The sequence below is a fragment of the Pseudomonas qingdaonensis genome (genome assembly GCF_018398475.1).
Lineage (GTDB): Bacteria > Pseudomonadota > Gammaproteobacteria > Pseudomonadales > Pseudomonadaceae > Aquipseudomonas > Aquipseudomonas palmensis.
The window spans coordinates 2,508,443-2,524,540 of the sequence record NZ_CP074676.1 but is presented as its reverse complement, the minus strand read 5'-3'; the positions used below and the strand labels follow the sequence as shown (position 1 = coordinate 2,524,540).

Below are 16,098 nucleotides of genomic sequence, written 5' to 3'. Positions count from 1 at the left end.
AACGGCCCGCCTCAGAAGTTGGGGAGTTCACGGCGCCAGGTGGCCGCGTGGGTGCCGGCATCGAACTCGCCGTTGCGGTCCCAGGTGATTTCACCTTCGAGCACGGTGATCTGCACCTGGGTGTTGTGGATGTTGCCCTTGGGCTCCACTTCGAACAGGTTGCGATCGAGCACGATCAGGTCGGCGGACTTGCCCGTCTCGATGGAGCCGGCCTTGTCCTCGATACCCATGCACCACGCCCCGTTGATGGTCATCACGCGCATGGCCTGCTCCAGGCTGATGGGCGAGCCGTAGAAACTGCCCTGCTCCTCGCCGAACGGGTTCTGCCGGGTGACCATGGCCTCGAAGCCGATCCAGGGGTTGATGCTGGACACCGGCCAGTCGGTGCCCATCACCGCGACGCCGCCATGCTCGAACACGCCCTTGAAGTTGTAGGCGCGCTGCATGCGGTCCTCGCCGAACACGGCGCGGGCGTTGGCGAACGATGAAGGGAACCAGCCCACCGGGGAGAACTCGGCGGTGACGTTGAGCGCGGCAAAACGCGGCAGGTTGGCATCCAGCAAAGTGGTGCTGTGCGCGCACTGGTGGCGCACGCCGTCGGGCCCGTTCTTGGCCCGCGCCATGGCCACGGCATCGAGGAACAGGTCGGAGGCGCCGTCACCGGTGCAATGGGCGATGACCCGGATACCCCGGCGGTCCATGTCCACCACCATGTCGGTGATGTGCTCGGGGGTCAGGTTGAGGTGGCCGCGCCAGCGCTCCTCGCCCGGCCATGCGCTGGACAGGTACGACGAGCGCGATTCGTGGGTGCCGTCGAAGTGGAACTTGACCGCATTGGCGTTGAGCCGTGCGCTGCGATAGAAGTGACGCTCACCCGCCAGCAGCTCCCAGCGCCGCTTGACCGGGAAGATGTCGTCCTGCCAGCTGATCGCGGCCTCCACGCGCACCGACAGCTCGCCCGCCTGATCGATGGCCTTGAGCGCATTGAGACGGTGCTCGCACACGTGCACATACTTGGTGCCCACCACCCCATGACCGCTCTGGAACCACACCCCTTCGCGATAGGCACGCTTCAGGGCGTGTTGCGGCGTGGGCGGCATGGCGGCGTGCATCAGTGCATAGGCACCGTCCACCAGGATGCCGGTCGGCTCGCCGGTGACGCTGTCGCGCTCGATGTAGCCGTGGCGCGGGTCGATGGTGTCGGCGTCGATCCCGGCGATCTCGAGCGCCCTGGAGTTGACCATCATGCAGCCCCAGGAGCGATCCAGGATCGCCACCGGACGGTCCGGCAGCACGCTGTCCAGCCATTGCCGCGACGGCACCAGCCCGGCCTGCTTGAAGGTGTAGCGCACGAAGTACTGCCCATACACCCAGCCGTCGCCCGGGTGCTCGGCCGCATAGTCGAGAATGGCCTGGCGCACCTGCTCCGGGGTCGGATCGCTGACGCCGACTTCGAGGTAGCCGGAGTAACCGGGCGCAAGCTTGAGGTCCGGGTGGGTGTGCATGTCGTAGATACCCGGCATCACGAAACGGCCGTCCAGGTCCACCACCTGGGTGCGCGGGCCGACGAACGCCTTCGCCTCGTCGTTGCTGCCCACCGCGACGAAGCTGCCATTGCGAATGGCCACGGCTTCGGCCCAGGGGGCAGACTCATCGACCGTATAGATGCGGCCATTCAGAAACACCAGGTCGGCGGCGCCTTGGGGGCCGGGCACATGGCTGGAGCGGTAATCGGTCATCGCACTCATCGCAGGGAACACCTTTGCATGGCACCGCCGCGCGGCACCAGTCCAAGAAAACCAGGTTTGGGTAAAAGGCGCCGCAGGCGCCGTCGCCGGTCGGCTATTCGTCGTCCCGGGCCGGAATCCACCACTCCTCGCCACGGGCGGTGCGGATGTATTCGGGCCAGCGGAAGTCATGCGGGACCTTGAAGTCCCGGGGCAGCAGCGGCGCCTGCCAGCGTGTGCCGCCAATGCCGCCGCCGGTACGCTCGGTGAATTCCTGGCGGGCGGCGGCCAGCAGCTCGGGCCGCGTGAGCAGGTCGATCAGGGTGGCACCGATGGTCTTGGCCGCCACCTGGATCATCGGGTCGATGGTCTGGCGGATGCCGCCCAGGGCATTGGGCACCCAGTCCGGGTAGGTGTAGCCAGGCGGCGCCGAGAGCATCGGGCGGGCCACCAGCAGGCGCACGGTCGGGCAATGCCAGGTGTATTCGGGGTAGTCGTCCGAGGTCAGGTGCTTTTGCCAGGCGGGCATCTGCTGGCGCAGCAGACGCTCGCACTCCTGTGGGTCGATCAGGGTTTCGGTTTCGGGCAGAAACGGCCGGGCCATGGGTTCGAGCCCCAGGTTGCCCTGGATCTGCTGCGCGATGGCGATGGCCTCGTCGTCCCAGGTGGGGGCGCCGATGGCCTGCAGGTTGTCGTAGGTGGCCTGCGCCAGCACATGGTTGGGCAGCCCGCCACGGGACTTGCACACCCAGGTCTTGTTCCACTGGCAGCCGGTGGCCAGGGCGGCGGCGGCAGCGTTGTTGTCCATCACCTGGGAGATGGCCTCGGCCTGCTCGAGCGAGTCGCAGCGCGACAGGTACTGGATCTGCGCGATGTGCGGCGGCAGGTTGTCGGCCGTGGCCTGGCCGGCGGTGAGGATCGCCTCGTTGTAGCTCCACAGCCCGGTGAACGGCAACGTGGAGCGGCGCATGCTTTCGTTCAGGGTATAGAAGTGCACCAGCGCGTCGTTGGCCCCAGGCGCCCTGGCGGCCAGGTGGTTCTGCGGGATCGGGCTGTACTTGTCCGCTGCGATCCAGTCCTGGGGCGAATCGCAGGTGAAGGTATAGATGTAGGCGTAGGCGATGCCGCAGTGCGTATCCCAGGTAGTGGTGTTGTTCAGCGGCAGCATGTACGTGGGGTGGAAGCTGATGGCCGCGTCCAGGTCATCGTAATAGCCCTTGGCCGCGTGCACCGGCTTGGAGGCGCGCAGCTTTTCCGCCGGCTCGCCGAAGAATTTCAGCGTGCCCGCGATGCCATGTTCGAGCATGGCGGCCTTGGCGGCCAGCAGGCCCCCCAGGGCACTGATGCCCAGCGCCGAATGAGGGTCGGTATGCCCCGGGGCGAAACGCGACAGCCCTTCGCGCGGCTGGCGCCGGGTGGTCGCCGCCTGGTTGTTGCCCGGCACCGCGTCGTACTCCGCGTAGGTCGCCAGCACAGGGCCGTCGCCGTTGCGAAACGTGGCACAGAAAGCGGTAGGCATGCCGCCGCTGCCCTCCTCCACCTCGAACCCTTGCCTGCGCAGCAGCTCGACGTACCAGGCGCAGGACTTGTACTCGCGAAAGGCCGGCTCGGCATAGTGCCAGATCACCTGGTGCCAGTCGGACAGGGTCGTTTGCTGTTGGTCCACCCAGTTCTGGGCAAAGGCCTTGGGCTCGATCATGCAGGGCATTCCTTATTGGTATGTGACCCCGCTGAGCGGCTCGGACCCGCAGGGCCTGTCTAGTATTGTTGAACCAGAAAATACGACAATCGATTTATTTCGCCATTAATGTTTATATTTGCTCAACAATAAGTCAGTGGAGCGCCCCATGCGTCTACCCTCGATGCCCGCGTTACGTGCCCTGGAAGCGGTTGCCCGGTTGGGCAGCGTGACTGCCGCGGCGCTTGAGCTCAACCTCACCCGCAGCGCCATCAGCCATCAGATCACGGGCATGGAGGACACCCTCGGCTTTGCCCTGACCGAGCGCCAGGGCCGGGGTATCTCGCTGACGTTTCGCGGCGAACGCTACGCCCGGGAGATCCAGCGCCTGCTGGCCAACCTGGAGGATGCAGGCCGGCGGGTCGATGACCAGGAGGTGTATGGCAAGTTGACCATCAGTTGCAGCTCGGGGTTTTCCACCTACTGGCTGTGCCATCACATCGGCGGCTTCGTGAAGGAATACCCCCAGGTCCAGTTGCACATGGTCACACCGACCACGGCGGATGACGTGAGCAACCACAACGCCGACCTGTTCATCTCCTACGGTATCGGCGACTGGCCTGGCATGCAGGTGGAACAGATAGCGGCGCTGAACTACTTTCCGGTCTGCAGCCCGCGGCTGATCAACGCCCTGGGCGGGCTCAAGACCCCGCAGGACCTGGCCGCGTTCCCATTGCTGCACATGAGCGACTACAGCGACTGGCGGGTGTGGCAGGCGGCGGCGAACACCCCGGAGCTGAACGTGGCCACCGGCATCCTGTTTTCCGATGCACATTGCGCACAGGCGGCGTGCATCGCGGCCCAGGGCGTTGCCATGGGCGACAACCTGTTGTGTGGCGACTCCATGGCCAAGGGGCTGCTGGTGCGCCCCTTCGATATCGTCATCCACTCGCACCGCGGCTACTACCTGGTCACCGACCTGCAGAAGTGCGAACGGCCCGCCGTGCGGGCCTTTACCAACTGGATCAAGAACCAGCTGCAGGCTTCGAGGCAGTCCTGGACGGCGCTCTAGGCCGTTGGCTCCGGCCTGCTGGCGCCGCCAGCCGCCGCCCTAGAAAATCCGCTCGCTCCTGGCGTAATGGGTTACCACTTCGATCAGCGCCTGGTGCGCAATCGCGTGATCGCACGTCGCCAGGGCCGCCTGCAGGCTGTTCATGTACTCGAGCAGCTGGCGCTGGTTGCGCAGGGCGAAGTCGTGCTCCAGCCCCTGATCCTCGTAGATGAGCACGTAGCTGCGGCAAAAGCCCGCGACCAGAAAGGCCGCGCCGGCCTGGAACGGCTCGTCACGGATGATGGCCTCACAGTCGGCGTTGGCCTGCTTGAACGAGTCGGTGCCCGGCAGCGCGGCGGCGAAGCGTTGCACCATTTCATGAAAATTCATCGTTGTTCGTACCTCTTGTTGCGCCACTAGGCAGGCGTGGCGCGGTTGAAGGAAAGTCGTTGCCCACGGACTGCACTGTTCACCGTGGCGCCGTCCCACACCCGTTCGCCATTGACGAACGTGGCGACGATGCTCGATGAGAACTCGGTACCGGCAAACGGCGTCCAGCCGCATTTGGACAGCACCTGGTCATTGCTCACCCGGTGCGGGCGCTGCGGGTCGACGAGCACCAGGTCGGCGGCGTAGCCCTCGCGCAGGTAGCCCCGGCCACTGACCTGGAACAGCTGCGCCGGTGCGTGGCTGACTACCTCGACCAGGCGCTCCAGGCTCAGCTCCCCGCAGAAGACGCGCTCCAGGGCGGCCTGCAGCGCGTACTGCACCAACGGAATGCCTGACGGCGCCTTGGCGTAAGTGCTGCGCTTTTCTTCGAGCAGGTGCGGGGCATGGTCGGTCGCGAGCACGTCGAGCCGACCTTCGGCCAGCGCCTTGACGATGGCGTCGCGGTCACTGGCCGACTTGATCGCCGGGTTGCACTTGATCAGAAAGCCCAGCCGCTCGTAGTCGTGATCGGTGAAGTGCAGAAAGTGCACGCAGGTTTCGGCGGTGATGCGCTTGCCGCTGAGGGGGCCGGGCTCGAACAGCTGCAACTCTTCTGCCGTGGAGATGTGCAGCACATGCAGGCGCGTGCCGTGCTTGCGCGCCAGGTCGATGGCCAGCCGAGTGGACCTGATGCACGCCTGGCGCGAACGGATCAGCGGGTGCTCGCGGGCCGGAATGTCCTCGCCAAAGCGCGCCCTGGCCTTTTCCAGCTCGGCATTGATCATGGGCGTGTCTTCGCAATGGGTGATGATCGGCACTGGCGAAACCCGGAATATCTCGTTCAATACCTCGGGGTCGTCCACCAGCATGTTGCCGGTCGAGGCCCCCATGAACACCTTCAGCCCTGGCGTGCTGGCCGGGTCGATGGCGCGAATGGCGGCCAGGTTGTCGTTGCTTGCCCCCATGTAGAAGGCGTAGTTGACCGCGCTCGATGCGGCGGCGATGGCGTACTTGGCTTCAAGGCTGGCCCGATCGAGCGCGGGCGGGTTGGTGTTGGGCATCTCCATGAAACTGGTGATGCCGCCCGCTGCACAGGCCCGCGACTCGCTGGCGATGTCCGCCTTGTGGGTCAGGCCGGGCTCCCTGAAGTGCACCTGATCGTCGATCATTCCCGGCAGCAGCCACAGGCCGTGCGCCTCGATCACGCCCTCCCCGGCAAGCGGCTGCAGGGCCTGCCCGATACAGTCGATGCGGCCCTCGCGCAGCCGCACATCGGCCGCCCAGGTGCGGCCTTCGTTGACCAGGGTCGCGTTGCGGATCAGCCAGGCATTGCGGGGTACGCTCATGGTGTCAGCTCCAGTGTCGTGTGATAGAGCACCTCGGTGGCCACCAGAAAGTCGTCCAGGGCCATGGCCTCGTGGGGGTTGTGCGAGCCGTGCTGGTTGCGGATGAACAGCATGGCGCTGGGGATGCCGACGTTGGCGAAAACCGCAGCGTCATGGCCGGCCCCGCTGGGGGTGAGCACGCCCTGCCAGCCTTGTTGGCGGGCCTGGCGCACCAGCGCCTCGACCCAGGGGGCGTGCATGGCCGCCGGGGCCGTATCGATACGCAGGTCGAACTCGAAGCGAACCTGGCGGGCCTGCTCGATGGCCTTTGCCTCGTGCAGCGCAACCGCGTGAAAGGCCTCGAGCGTGGCCATGTCGAGGCTGCGCATCTCGAGGCTGAAGCTGACCTCGCCGGGAATACGCGAGACGGCATGGTGCGCCGCGTTGGTCCCCAGTGTGCCGACGGTAACCACCAGGTCTCGCCCGGCGGCGAGGTACTCACGCCAGCATTGGTCGATGCGGGCCACCAGCTCGCTCACGGCAAACACGGCGTCGTGGCGGTCCTCCCGAGCCACGGCGCCCGAATGGCCATCTTCGCCCAGGCAGCGAACCTGGTTATGGCGCAGGTTGCCGCGGATGCCGGGCACGATCCCCACGGCCTGCCCCATGCGCTCCAGCGACTGCGCCTGCTCGATATGCACTTCCAGATAGCCGGCAAACTGGGTGCGATCGACCAGCCACTGCTGACGGCCAATCGCTGCCAGGTCGGCGCCCACGGCCTGCATGGCCTGGCCCAGGGTGCGCTGGCTGAAGCGGTTGGTCAGCTGCAGGTCGTGCTCGCTCAACCCGCCGACCAGCGCACGCGAACCGATGTACGATTTGCCGTACCAGGCGCTCTCCTCGCCACGCAACCCGATGACCCGCACCGGCTGCGCCGTGGCCACGCCCTCGCGGTCGAGCCGGCACAGGCACAGCAGGCCCGCCACAACGCCGGCCAGGCCGTCGTAGTTGCCGCCCTGGGGCACCGAGTCCAGGTGCGAGCCGTACCACAGTGCGGGCTGGCCATTGTCGCTCTTGCGCGTGAAGATCACGTTGCCCGCACGGTCGGTTGCCACCTCCAGCCCCTGGGTCAAGGCGAAGTCGCTCAGGCAGGCGATGGCGTCACTCTCGCCGGGGCCGTAGCTTTCGCGGGTGATCCCCTCCTGGGCATCGCGTGACAAGGCGGCGATGGTGTCGAACAGTCTGGCGGCCTGTTCAGGCCATTGCGCGATCATGGCAAGGCTCCAAACGGCTCGGCGGGCAAATCGTCGAGGGCGCCGATCAGGGTGCTGATCGAGGCAACGCCCTTGCGCCGGCAGTAGGCCTCCAGTTCAGACACCATGGTGTTCATGGTTTTCGGGTGCAGGAAGGTGGCCGTACCCACTTGCACCGCCGAGGCGCCGGCATAGATGAACTCCAGCGCATCGTCGGCCGTGGCAATGCCACCGCAGCCAATCACCGGAATTTCCAGCGCCTGGGCGCATTGATAGGTCAGGCGCACCATCAGCGGGCGGATGGCGGCGCCGGATATGCCGCCCATGAAGTTGCCCAGCCGCGCGCGGCCTCGCTCGATGTCCACCGACAACCCGAGCAGCGTGTTGCCCACCACGACGGCATCGGCCCCGGCCTCCTGCGCAGCCAGGGCAACCGGCACCACCTCGCCGGCATTGGGGGTCAGCTTGACCCACAGCGGCAACGAGGTGACCTGGCGCATCAGCTCCACCACGTCGCGGGTACTTTCAGCCTGCATGCCGAACGACTGGCCATGCGCTTCCAGGTTGGGGCACGAGATATTGGCCTCGATGCCAGCCACGCCTGGCACATCGCTCAGCCGCGCCGCCAGGTCGGCAAAGCCCTGGGCCGTGGGCGCCGAAATGCTCACGATCAACGGCGCGTCGTAGTCGCGGTAGAACGGCACCACCTTGTCGATGAACAGCTGCGCGCCTTTGCTGGGAATGCCGATGGCATTCATCATCCCGTCATTCAGCTCGCAGACCCGCGGCATCGGGTTGCCGCTGCGCTTTTCGGTGGTGATGGTCTTGGTCACCAGTGCACCCAGCTGGTTGAAGTCCAGCAGGTGGGCAAGCTCTTCGGCAAAGGTGCCCGATGCCGGCATCACCGGGTTCTTCAGGCGCAACCCGCCGACCTGTACGCTCAGATTGATCATCACACCACCTCCGCCAGGTCGAATACAGGGCCTTCGAGGCATACCCGCTTGCCCACCCTGAGCCCGTCCACCTCGAACACCTCGACGCAGCACTGGCACATACCCAGGCCGCACACCATCTGTTGCTCCAGCGCTACCTGGCCCACCAGGCCGAGCTCGGCGCTCAGCTTCTTCAGCAACTGGGTCAGCCGCCTGGAGCCACACGTGAACAGCGCATCGGTGCCTTCACGGGCGATGATCTGGCGCAGCAGCGGTTCGAGCCGTTCGGGCGAGCTGCTGCCATCCTCATCCAGCACCACCCGCACGTCGGCCCCCAGCGAGGCGAAGCGCTCGCGCGAAAGCAGGCTCTTCTCGCTGCGGGCACTCAGCACTGCGGTCAGGCGGATGCCCAGCCGATGCGCCGCTTCGGCCAGCGGCGCCAGGGTGGCCAGCCCCACACCCCGGGCCACGATGATCATGTGCTGCCACCCCGGCTGCAGGTCGAAGCCCTTGCCCAGCGGGCCAAGAATCTCCACGGTCTGCGCCTGGCCAAGCGTCTCCAGGCCATAGGTGCCCTTGCCGGTCACCTTGTACAGAAACTCCACCTGGCCCGTGGCCGGGTCGGCCTTGTAGGTGCTCATGGGGCGACGGAAGTACGGCTTGTGCTCGCCTTCACTCGGGCACAGCAGGTTGAAGAACTGCCCCGGCAACGACTGGCTGGCGGCGCCGTCGGCCTGTAGCACCAGGCGCTTGTATTCATCGTTGACCCATTGGTTGGAAATCACGACCGCCAAGGTGTCGTCTGGGGGAGTCAGGGCACTCGCCTGGCAGCAGCCGGAAATCACGTTCATTGAGGTGGCCTCGCATTTGTCTAAATTTTTATACAGCATGGTCAAAAGTAAATGCCGCCTCAGTGATGAAGCGGCAGATGAAGCGGTGTTTCAGCGATTGCGTAAGTTGACTGTACTGCAGCTCGGTGTTTCTGTCTAATTTTTGATACGAATAAGCCAGGGCAAATTCATAACCATCCCGCCGGGCTAGGCCGGCTGCGGCTTCGGCACGTCGTGGGCCTGGCAGGCAGGAAGCAGCAACACCGTCGCGAGCATCGCCACCCCATACAACGAGGCAAGCAGCATGATGGCCGCCGAGAACGAATAGTGCAGCGCTACGGCGCCCACCACCAGCGGCCCGAAGCCACCGGCGGCCCTACCCACGTTGAACAGCACGTTCTGCGCCGTGGCACGGATCTGCGCGGGGTACAGATCGGAGATCAATGCGCCGTAGCCACCGATCATGCCGTTGACGAAGATGCCCATGATCGCGCCGGCAAACAGCATTACCGTGGGGTTGTCGAGGTTGGCATAGGCGATGACCATGAACGCTGCGCCGGCCTGATACAGCAGGAACATGCGCTTGCGTCCGAAACGGTCGGCCAGGTGCCCGAACAGCCAGATACCGAACGCCATGCCCAGCACCGTCACTGCGGTCCAGGTTCCGGAGGCCATCAGCGAGAAGCCGAACTTGTTCGACAGGTAGCTGGGCATCCAGATCATCAGCCCGTAGTAGCCGAAGTTCTGCACCGAGGTGAGCACCATCACCCCCAGGCTCGCCTTGCTGGTCTGCCGGTCCTTGAACAGGTCGGTGAAGCGCCGCGCGAAAGGCACCGGGTCGGCTGCGGCCTTCACGAACTCTGCCGGCTCGCTCATGGTATGGCGAACCACGAGCGAGACGAACGCCGGCAGCAACCCGACCAGGAACATGCCGCGCCAGCCGATGTAGGGCAGCAGCAATGGCGTGAGCAATGCAGCGGCGAGCACCCCGGCCTGCCACCCCATGCCCACATAGGAAGAAGCACGATTGCGCCGGTTGGCCGGCCAGGTTTCGGCGATCAGTGCCATGCCGATGCCAAACTCCCCGCCCAGGCCGAACCCGGCCAGGGTTCGATAGATCAGCAGGTCCCAGTAGCCCTGGGCGAATGCGCACAGCCCGGTAAATATCGAGAAGGTGAGGATGCACAGGGTCAGCATGCGTACCCGGCCATAGCGGTCGCTCAGTTGGCCGAAGATCAGCCCCCCGGCCACGGCGCCGAGCAACGTCCATGTCACCAGCGAGCCAGCCTCCGAGGAACTCAGACCGAGACCGATGGTGATCGCCGGCAGCATGAACCCGAGAATCAGCAGGTCGAAGCCGTCCATCGCATAGCCGGTCACGCTGGCTATCAGGGCCTTTTTGGGTGACGCGTCCTTCTTCGGACGCTTTTCGGAAGAAGCCATCTTGGTTTACCTCTTGTTTTTGTATGGTTTTTTAGACAGCTGACGCCTGAACCCGCCCAGGATCGCCGCCGGTCCGCCCGTGCAAGGCTTCACAAAGCGTACTGCCAGCCTGCGCGATTGTCTAAATATTTAGATTGCGGGCTCGCAAAAAAAAACGCCGCGCTCAGAAATGCCACTCCAGGTTGATCGACAAGGCGTCCACGTCGATCCCGTCGCCACGGCGGTTGCCGAACTTGTTGCGCCAGTACTCGTATCCGGGCCCGATCCATAGCGTGTTTCTTGCGCCGCCCAGCACAGCCCCTGCATCCAGCATCAGCGAGGTGCGCATCAGCTGTTCATCCGCCGTCGGGTTGCGCCGGTAGTCATCACCCTTCTCGCCGCTGTAGCTGTAGAAGCCCTGGAACTTCATCGGCAGGCTGCCCAGCGCGAACGGTATGCCCCAGGTCAGGTTCAGCTGGTAGAACGGGTCGAACGCCATGCGCGAATGGTTGCCCGGCTGCCGGCAGCTGTCGAGCCCGCAGTGGTTCCATTCCCTGGCATAGAACAGGCTGAGGTCGAGAAACCCTGCCGGCAGCGCGAACTTGAGGGTCGGGCCTATCAAAATCATGCGCTTTCGCGACTGGAACGCGTTGTTCTTGGTGTTCCAGTCCAGGCCCAGGGTCAGCGCGACGTCCTTCACCGGCCCGAACGCCAGCGGCCGATCGAACACCCGTGCATGCTGCAACTGATTGCGGTAGGTCAGGTAGACCTCGGTGGCGCCGCTGCTGCTGTCCTTGCGCGGGTCATCGCGGTCGGACTTGAACACATCCACGTTGGCGAACTGCTGGCCCAGGGCGTAGCTGCTCACATGGGCAAGCTGGACAATGTGCTTGGCTATGTCCTGGCGCTTGCCCGGGTCCGAGAAATGGCTGCTGTAGCGATAGCCGATAAAGGTATCGCTGAAGGCTGGCGGCGGGCCAGCCATCACCATCGGGGTCATGAAAAGCGCGAACGCGGGCGCGCCGATGCGAGTCTTCATCAGGGAAGCTCCTATCAGGTGGGGGGTGGGGTTGTGGTATCAGGTGGCAGCGCAGGCGATGCCGCAGCAGCTGCAGGGTGGTGTGGACATGTGTCGGCCTTTTTTATATTTTTTGGACAAGCAACAGTTCATGTCTAAATATTGATACACTCGCGCCATGGCCTCGTCAAGCCGATCTGGTAGAACATGCCACCACGAAAAACGACAAGGATCCCCCAGTGAACCAGATTGATTACCAGGCAATCGGCGAGCGCCTCCGGGCCTTTCGCATCGGCCGCCAGCTCAACGCCGACCAGGTGGCCGACAAGCTCGGCATCTCGCGGGCTGCGGTGTACCGCCTGGAACTGGGCAAGATCGTCAAACTCGACACACTGGAGCGCCTGGCCGACCTGCTGAAGGTGTCGCTGACCAGCCTGCTGGGTTCCGATACGGAGTACTTCGACAACGCCCTCGGCTACTTCGAGCGCATGCGCCAGCTGGAGGCCCGTTCCAGCAGCGTCATCTCCTACTTCGACCCGTTTTCCTACCTGCTGACCACGCCCGAATACTCGGCGCTGTTTCAGACCATGCTCCACGAGGCTCGACCGCAGGGCTTCAGCCCGGCACAGGAAGCGATGGAGAGCCAGATTCTGAGCATTCTGGACGAGCGCAAATCCACCTTCTTTCGCGAAAAATTCCAGGTCAGGTCGATTGTCAGCCTGCGTCAGATCGAGCGTTACCTGCACATCGGCCTGGTCGGTCGCCTGGACCTGCCCCCCAGCGTGCGAATGGAGCGCGCCCTGCTGGCACGCAAGGAAATCGAGAACCTGATCTCCATCGTCGAGACCAACAGCGATCACCCGGGTATCTACCTGATCGACGAGGCACTGCCCAGCGCCACCTTCCAGATCTTCGAGCAGAAGACCACCAGCTACGTGGCGGTGAGCCCTTACCGGCTAGGGGAGCTGCCCAACCTGCATGTGGGCATTGCCAGCGTCACCTCCTCTGCCCAGGCCGTGGACATGTACAAGAACATGTCCAGCGACCTGCTCAGCCGCGCCTGTTCCGGGCGCGAAGCCACGAAAAAACTGCAGCACCTGCTCGCCAAGCTGTGACTGGCGCTGGCACGCCAAGGCACGCAGGGCCCGGCAGGGCCGCTTTCAGCCCTTCCTTTGCGCCTCGGCCAGGCGCCGCTGGATTTCGCGGGTCTTTTCTTCCTGCTCCTTGATGGACGTCGGCGTGATCACCTTGTCCACTGCCTCGGTATCCGGGTCCGGTTGTTCCAGCACCGGGTCGGGGGATGGCGTGCCCTTCTGCGCCTGGTCCGACGAGAGTGGCCGCGGGACCTTGTCGCCCTGCTTGGTATCGGTGGGTTTCATCGGGTTCTCCTTCGAGTGCGGGGTGTTACTAAGCAGAACCCGTGAGGTAGGAAAAGTTTGAAGTGATTTGGCCGGCCGGCCTCAGATGAAGATGGTGCCGCGCAGGTAGAGCGCCGCGTGACCGCTGATGATGACCCGGTCGTTGTCCAGGACTTCGCAGTGCAGTTGGCCCTTGCGCGCCCCGCCCTGCTCGGCACTCAGGCTGCGCTTGCCCAGGCGTTGGGACCAGTAGGTCGCCAGCGAAGTGTGGGCCGAGCCGGTGACAGGGTCTTCGTTGACCCCCACTCGCGGCCCGAACCAGCGCGAGACGAAGTCCATGTGACGACCCGGCGCGGTCACGGCAACCCCGCGCACCTCGAATGCGGCCAGGGCGGCAAAGTCGGGGTCGAGCCCGGCGACGATGCTTTCATCCTCGACCACTACCAGGTAATCGTCCGTGCGATACAGCGCCTCGGCCTGTTGCAGCCCCAGGGCCTGCAGCAGGCCAGGCGGCAGGGCTACGGCTTCAGGCTGCTTGGCCGGAAAGTCCATGGCCAGGCGACCGCCTTCGCGGCGCACTCGCAATTCACCGCTGCGGGTGGAAAACCGCAGCGTGTCGCGGCATTCACCAAGCTGTTCGAACAGCACCCAGGCGGCGGCCAACGTGGCGTGCCCGCACAGATCGACCTCCACTGCGGGGGTAAACCAGCGCAGCTCGAACACCTCACCGTTGCGTACCCAATAGGCCGTCTCGGACACATTGTTCTCTGCTGCGATCCGTTGCAGCGTTGCATCAGGCAGCCAGGCGTCCAGCGGGCACACAGCCGCCGGGTTGCCGCCGAACGTCTCGGAAGAAAAAGCGTCCACCTGGAAAATATCGAGTTGCATCGGGCACCCAAGTAATGATCGTCGGGCCTAGAAAATATCAACCAGGCGTTGAATTATCAATTTATTGTTGAAATCCTGAAGCGGGAACCCGCGTTGGGTCGATTGCGGCTTTCTCTCAACCAGCGCAGCAAACCACCACCGCCTCTTCACTCCCCACAAATCCCGCAAGCCCGCCGTTCGATGTCAGAATTGCCCCCATTCGATCGTTTTGGAGACCACCATGCTTCGTGCATTTGAACGAAGGCTCGACCCTTTCCCTCCTGACGAGGTGCCCCCGCCGCCCGTGGGCCTGGCACGCTTTCTGTGGGCGTGCACGCGGGGTGCGCGCGGCTACATTCTGGCGTTCGCACTGCTCAGCGCTGCGGTGTCCATCTATGAAGCCTGGCTGTTTTCGTTCCTGGGCCAGGTCGTGGACCTGCTCTCCACCTGGCAGGCCGGGGGCGATGCGGCAGCGCAGGAACGCCGCGTGCTGTGGGGCATCGGTATCGTGATGCTGTGCAGCGTCGGGCTGGTGGCCCTGCGCACCATGGTTCAGCACCAGATACTGGCAATCAACCTGCCCTTGCGCCTGCGCTGGGACTTCCACCGCCTGATGCTGCGCCAGAGCCTGTCGTTCTTTTCCGACGAATTCTCCGGACGAGTCACCACCAAGGTCATGCAGACCGCACTGGCGGTGCGCGACCTGCTGTTCACCCTGATCGAGATCGCCCCCGGCATCGGGGTGTACTTCATCGCGATCATCGCGCTGGCCGGCGGCTTCGCGCTCAAGCTCATGCTGCCCTTCGTTGCCTGGGTGGTGCTGTTCGGCCTGGCCATGCTGTACTTCGTGCCGCGCCTGGGCAAGGTCGGACAGGAGCAGGCCAACGCCCGCTCGATGATGACCGGGCGCATTTCCGACGCCTACACCAACATCACCACGGTGAAGCTGTTCTCCCACTCCAACCGCGAGGCGCACTTCGCCCGTGCGGCGATGGAAGACTTCAAGCAGACCGGCTTTCGCCAGATGCGCCTGGTCAGCCAGTTCGAGATCGTCAACCAGGCACTGGTGGTGGCCCTGATCATGGCCGCCGGCGGCTATGCCCTGTGGCTGTGGCACCAGGGCGAGGTCGGCGCAGGTGCCGTGGCGGCGATCACCGCCATGGCGCTGCGCATCAATGGCATGTCGCACTGGATCATGTGGCAGATGACCTCGCTGTTCGAGAACATCGGCACCGTGCAGGACGGCATGGCCACCCTGACCCGCGGCCCCAAGGTCAAGGATGCCCCGGACGCCAAGGTGCTGCAGACCCGCGGCGGCGCGGTCACCTTCGACAAGGTGAGCTTCAACTACAACGGCGAGCGCCAGGTGCTCGACGGCCTGAGCCTGAGCATTCGCCCGGGTGAAAAGATCGGCCTGGTGGGGCGCTCCGGCGCGGGCAAGTCCACGCTCATCAACCTGCTGCTGCGCTTCTATGACGTCGACAGCGGCCAGATCCGCATCGACGGGCAGGACATCGCCCATGTGACCCAGGATAGCCTGCGCAGCGCCATCGGCATGGTCACCCAGGACACCTCGCTGCTGCACCGTTCCATTCGCGACAACATCGCCTATGGCCGGCCCGACGCCACCGACGAACAGGTCCGCAGCGCAGCCGCCAGTGCCCAGGCCGACGGTTTCATCAGCCAGTTGAGCGACCAGCAAGGCCATAGCGGCTACGACACCCTGGTGGGCGAGCGCGGCATCAAGCTGTCGGGGGGCCAGCGCCAGCGCGTCGCGATCGCCCGAGTAATGCTCAAGAACGCCCCGATCCTGCTGCTGGACGAAGCCACCAGCGCACTGGACTCCGAGGTCGAAGTGGCCATCCAGGAAAGCCTCGACGAGATGATGCAGGGCAAGACCGTGATCGCCATCGCCCACCGTCTGTCCACCATTGCGGCCATGGACCGGCTGGTGGTGATGGATGACGGGCGCATCATCGAGCAGGGTACCCACGCCGAGTTGCTTGCCAGAAATGGCACCTATGCGCAGCTGTGGCACCACCAGAGTGGCGGGTTCCTGGGTGAGGATCAGGGGGTAGCACAGGCCATGCATCAGGACTGAGCCGTACAAGCCTGCGATGGTCCGTGGTCAACGGCTATCGCAGCGTCTGCGCAGGCCGTTCATCCGCTGATCTGCACTTTGTTCACCTGGTCATGATCACAACACGA

At 64.6% G+C, this 16,098-nt stretch carries 14 protein-coding genes; 3 read left to right on the top strand and 11 right to left on the bottom strand.

Features of this window, described 5'->3' with window-relative positions; all coding sequences use genetic code 11:
* Positions 1–11: 11 nt before the first annotated feature.
* Both KH389_RS11560 and KH389_RS11555 read right to left on the bottom strand, forming a co-directional pair.
* Positions 12–1,748 (bottom strand): amidohydrolase, encoded by a 1,737-nt coding sequence (locus KH389_RS11560; RefSeq protein ID WP_043864009.1) that lies wholly within the window; start codon positions 1,746–1,748, stop codon positions 12–14.
* Positions 1,749–1,842: 94 nt separating this feature from the next.
* A complete protein-coding gene (locus KH389_RS11555) occupies positions 1,843–3,426 on the bottom strand; it encodes a zinc-binding metallopeptidase family protein (protein ID WP_116053748.1) in 1,584 nt (527 codons plus the stop codon).
* A gap of 148 nt (positions 3,427–3,574) precedes the next feature.
* Here KH389_RS11555 and KH389_RS11550 point away from each other — a divergent pair, with 148 nt between their 5' ends.
* Positions 3,575–4,477 carry a LysR substrate-binding domain-containing protein gene (locus KH389_RS11550; RefSeq protein ID WP_058540305.1) on the top strand — a complete coding sequence of 301 codons (903 nt, stop codon included), beginning with the start codon at positions 3,575–3,577 and terminating at the stop codon, positions 4,475–4,477.
* Positions 4,478–4,516: 39 nt separating this feature from the next.
* On the opposite strand, the gene KH389_RS11545 is transcribed toward KH389_RS11550, so the two are convergent.
* The 7 genes from KH389_RS11545 to KH389_RS11515 all read right to left on the bottom strand — a co-directional run bounded on the left by KH389_RS11545 (position 4,517) and on the right by KH389_RS11515 (position 11,686).
* Complete coding sequence (locus KH389_RS11545) at positions 4,517–4,846, bottom strand: hypothetical protein (RefSeq protein ID WP_078481115.1); 330 nt, start codon at positions 4,844–4,846, stop codon at positions 4,517–4,519.
* Between the two features lie 26 nt (positions 4,847–4,872).
* Entirely contained in the window at positions 4,873–6,231 is a 1,359-nt protein-coding gene (locus KH389_RS11540; RefSeq protein WP_213607377.1) for a dihydroorotase, read from the bottom strand.
* A complete protein-coding gene (locus KH389_RS11535) occupies positions 6,228–7,484 on the bottom strand; it encodes a Zn-dependent hydrolase (RefSeq protein WP_043864014.1) in 1,257 nt (418 codons plus the stop codon). Before KH389_RS11535 ends, KH389_RS11540 begins: the two co-directional genes overlap by 4 nt.
* A complete protein-coding gene (locus tag KH389_RS11530) occupies positions 7,481–8,416 on the bottom strand; it encodes a dihydroorotate dehydrogenase (protein WP_043864015.1) in 936 nt (311 codons plus the stop codon). The genes KH389_RS11535 and KH389_RS11530 overlap by 4 nt, the downstream gene beginning before the upstream one ends.
* Positions 8,416–9,246, bottom strand: coding sequence for a dihydroorotate dehydrogenase electron transfer subunit (locus KH389_RS11525; protein WP_043864016.1), 831 nt, complete (start codon positions 9,244–9,246; stop codon positions 8,416–8,418). Before KH389_RS11525 ends, KH389_RS11530 begins: the two co-directional genes overlap by 1 nt.
* 186 nt (positions 9,247–9,432) lie before the next feature.
* On the bottom strand, positions 9,433–10,668 hold the full coding sequence (locus tag KH389_RS11520) for an MFS transporter (protein WP_043864017.1): 1,236 nt from the start codon (positions 10,666–10,668) through the stop codon (positions 9,433–9,435).
* A 163-nt stretch (positions 10,669–10,831) separates the two neighbouring features.
* On the bottom strand, positions 10,832–11,686 hold the full coding sequence (locus KH389_RS11515) for a hypothetical protein (RefSeq protein ID WP_213607376.1): 855 nt from the start codon (positions 11,684–11,686) through the stop codon (positions 10,832–10,834).
* Positions 11,687–11,904: 218 nt separating this feature from the next.
* Between KH389_RS11515 and KH389_RS11510 the strand changes: the two genes are divergently transcribed.
* Positions 11,905–12,780 carry a helix-turn-helix domain-containing protein gene (locus KH389_RS11510; RefSeq protein WP_052504313.1) on the top strand — a complete coding sequence of 292 codons (876 nt, stop codon included), beginning with the start codon at positions 11,905–11,907 and terminating at the stop codon, positions 12,778–12,780.
* 45 nt (positions 12,781–12,825) lie between these two features.
* On the opposite strand, the gene KH389_RS11505 is transcribed toward KH389_RS11510, so the two are convergent.
* Positions 12,826–13,044 (bottom strand): hypothetical protein, encoded by a 219-nt coding sequence (locus KH389_RS11505; RefSeq protein ID WP_043864019.1) that lies wholly within the window; start codon positions 13,042–13,044, stop codon positions 12,826–12,828.
* Positions 13,045–13,125: 81 nt separating this feature from the next.
* Positions 13,126–13,911 (bottom strand): PhzF family phenazine biosynthesis protein, encoded by a 786-nt coding sequence (locus tag KH389_RS11500; protein ID WP_213607375.1) that lies wholly within the window; start codon positions 13,909–13,911, stop codon positions 13,126–13,128.
* A 220-nt stretch (positions 13,912–14,131) separates the two neighbouring features.
* On the opposite strand from KH389_RS11500, the gene KH389_RS11495 reads away from it, so the two are divergent.
* Positions 14,132–15,991 carry an ABC transporter ATP-binding protein gene (locus tag KH389_RS11495; protein ID WP_054914368.1) on the top strand — a complete coding sequence of 620 codons (1,860 nt, stop codon included), beginning with the start codon at positions 14,132–14,134 and terminating at the stop codon, positions 15,989–15,991.
* Positions 15,992–16,098: the final 107 nt, after the last annotated feature.

Coding starts and splice junctions, on each gene's coding strand:
- KH389_RS11515 (WP_213607376.1), bottom strand. CDS start 11,686: ATGAAGACTCGCATCGGCGCGCCCGCGTTCGCGCTTTTCATGACCCCG.
- KH389_RS11550 (WP_058540305.1), top strand. CDS start 3,575: ATGCGTCTACCCTCGATGCCCGCGTTACGTGCCCTGGAAGCGGTTGCC.
- KH389_RS11555 (WP_116053748.1), bottom strand. CDS start 3,426: ATGATCGAGCCCAAGGCCTTTGCCCAGAACTGGGTGGACCAACAGCAA.
- KH389_RS11560 (WP_043864009.1), bottom strand. CDS start 1,748: ATGAGTGCGATGACCGATTACCGCTCCAGCCATGTGCCCGGCCCCCAA.
- KH389_RS11520 (WP_043864017.1), bottom strand. CDS start 10,668: ATGGCTTCTTCCGAAAAGCGTCCGAAGAAGGACGCGTCACCCAAAAAG.
- KH389_RS11535 (WP_043864014.1), bottom strand. CDS start 7,484: ATGATCGCGCAATGGCCTGAACAGGCCGCCAGACTGTTCGACACCATC.
- KH389_RS11500 (WP_213607375.1), bottom strand. CDS start 13,911: ATGCAACTCGATATTTTCCAGGTGGACGCTTTTTCTTCCGAGACGTTC.
- KH389_RS11525 (WP_043864016.1), bottom strand. CDS start 9,246: ATGAACGTGATTTCCGGCTGCTGCCAGGCGAGTGCCCTGACTCCCCCA.
- KH389_RS11495 (WP_054914368.1), top strand. CDS start 14,132: ATGCTTCGTGCATTTGAACGAAGGCTCGACCCTTTCCCTCCTGACGAG.
- KH389_RS11545 (WP_078481115.1), bottom strand. CDS start 4,846: ATGAATTTTCATGAAATGGTGCAACGCTTCGCCGCCGCGCTGCCGGGC.
- KH389_RS11505 (WP_043864019.1), bottom strand. CDS start 13,044: ATGAAACCCACCGATACCAAGCAGGGCGACAAGGTCCCGCGGCCACTC.
- KH389_RS11530 (WP_043864015.1), bottom strand. CDS start 8,416: ATGATCAATCTGAGCGTACAGGTCGGCGGGTTGCGCCTGAAGAACCCG.
- KH389_RS11540 (WP_213607377.1), bottom strand. CDS start 6,231: ATGAGCGTACCCCGCAATGCCTGGCTGATCCGCAACGCGACCCTGGTC.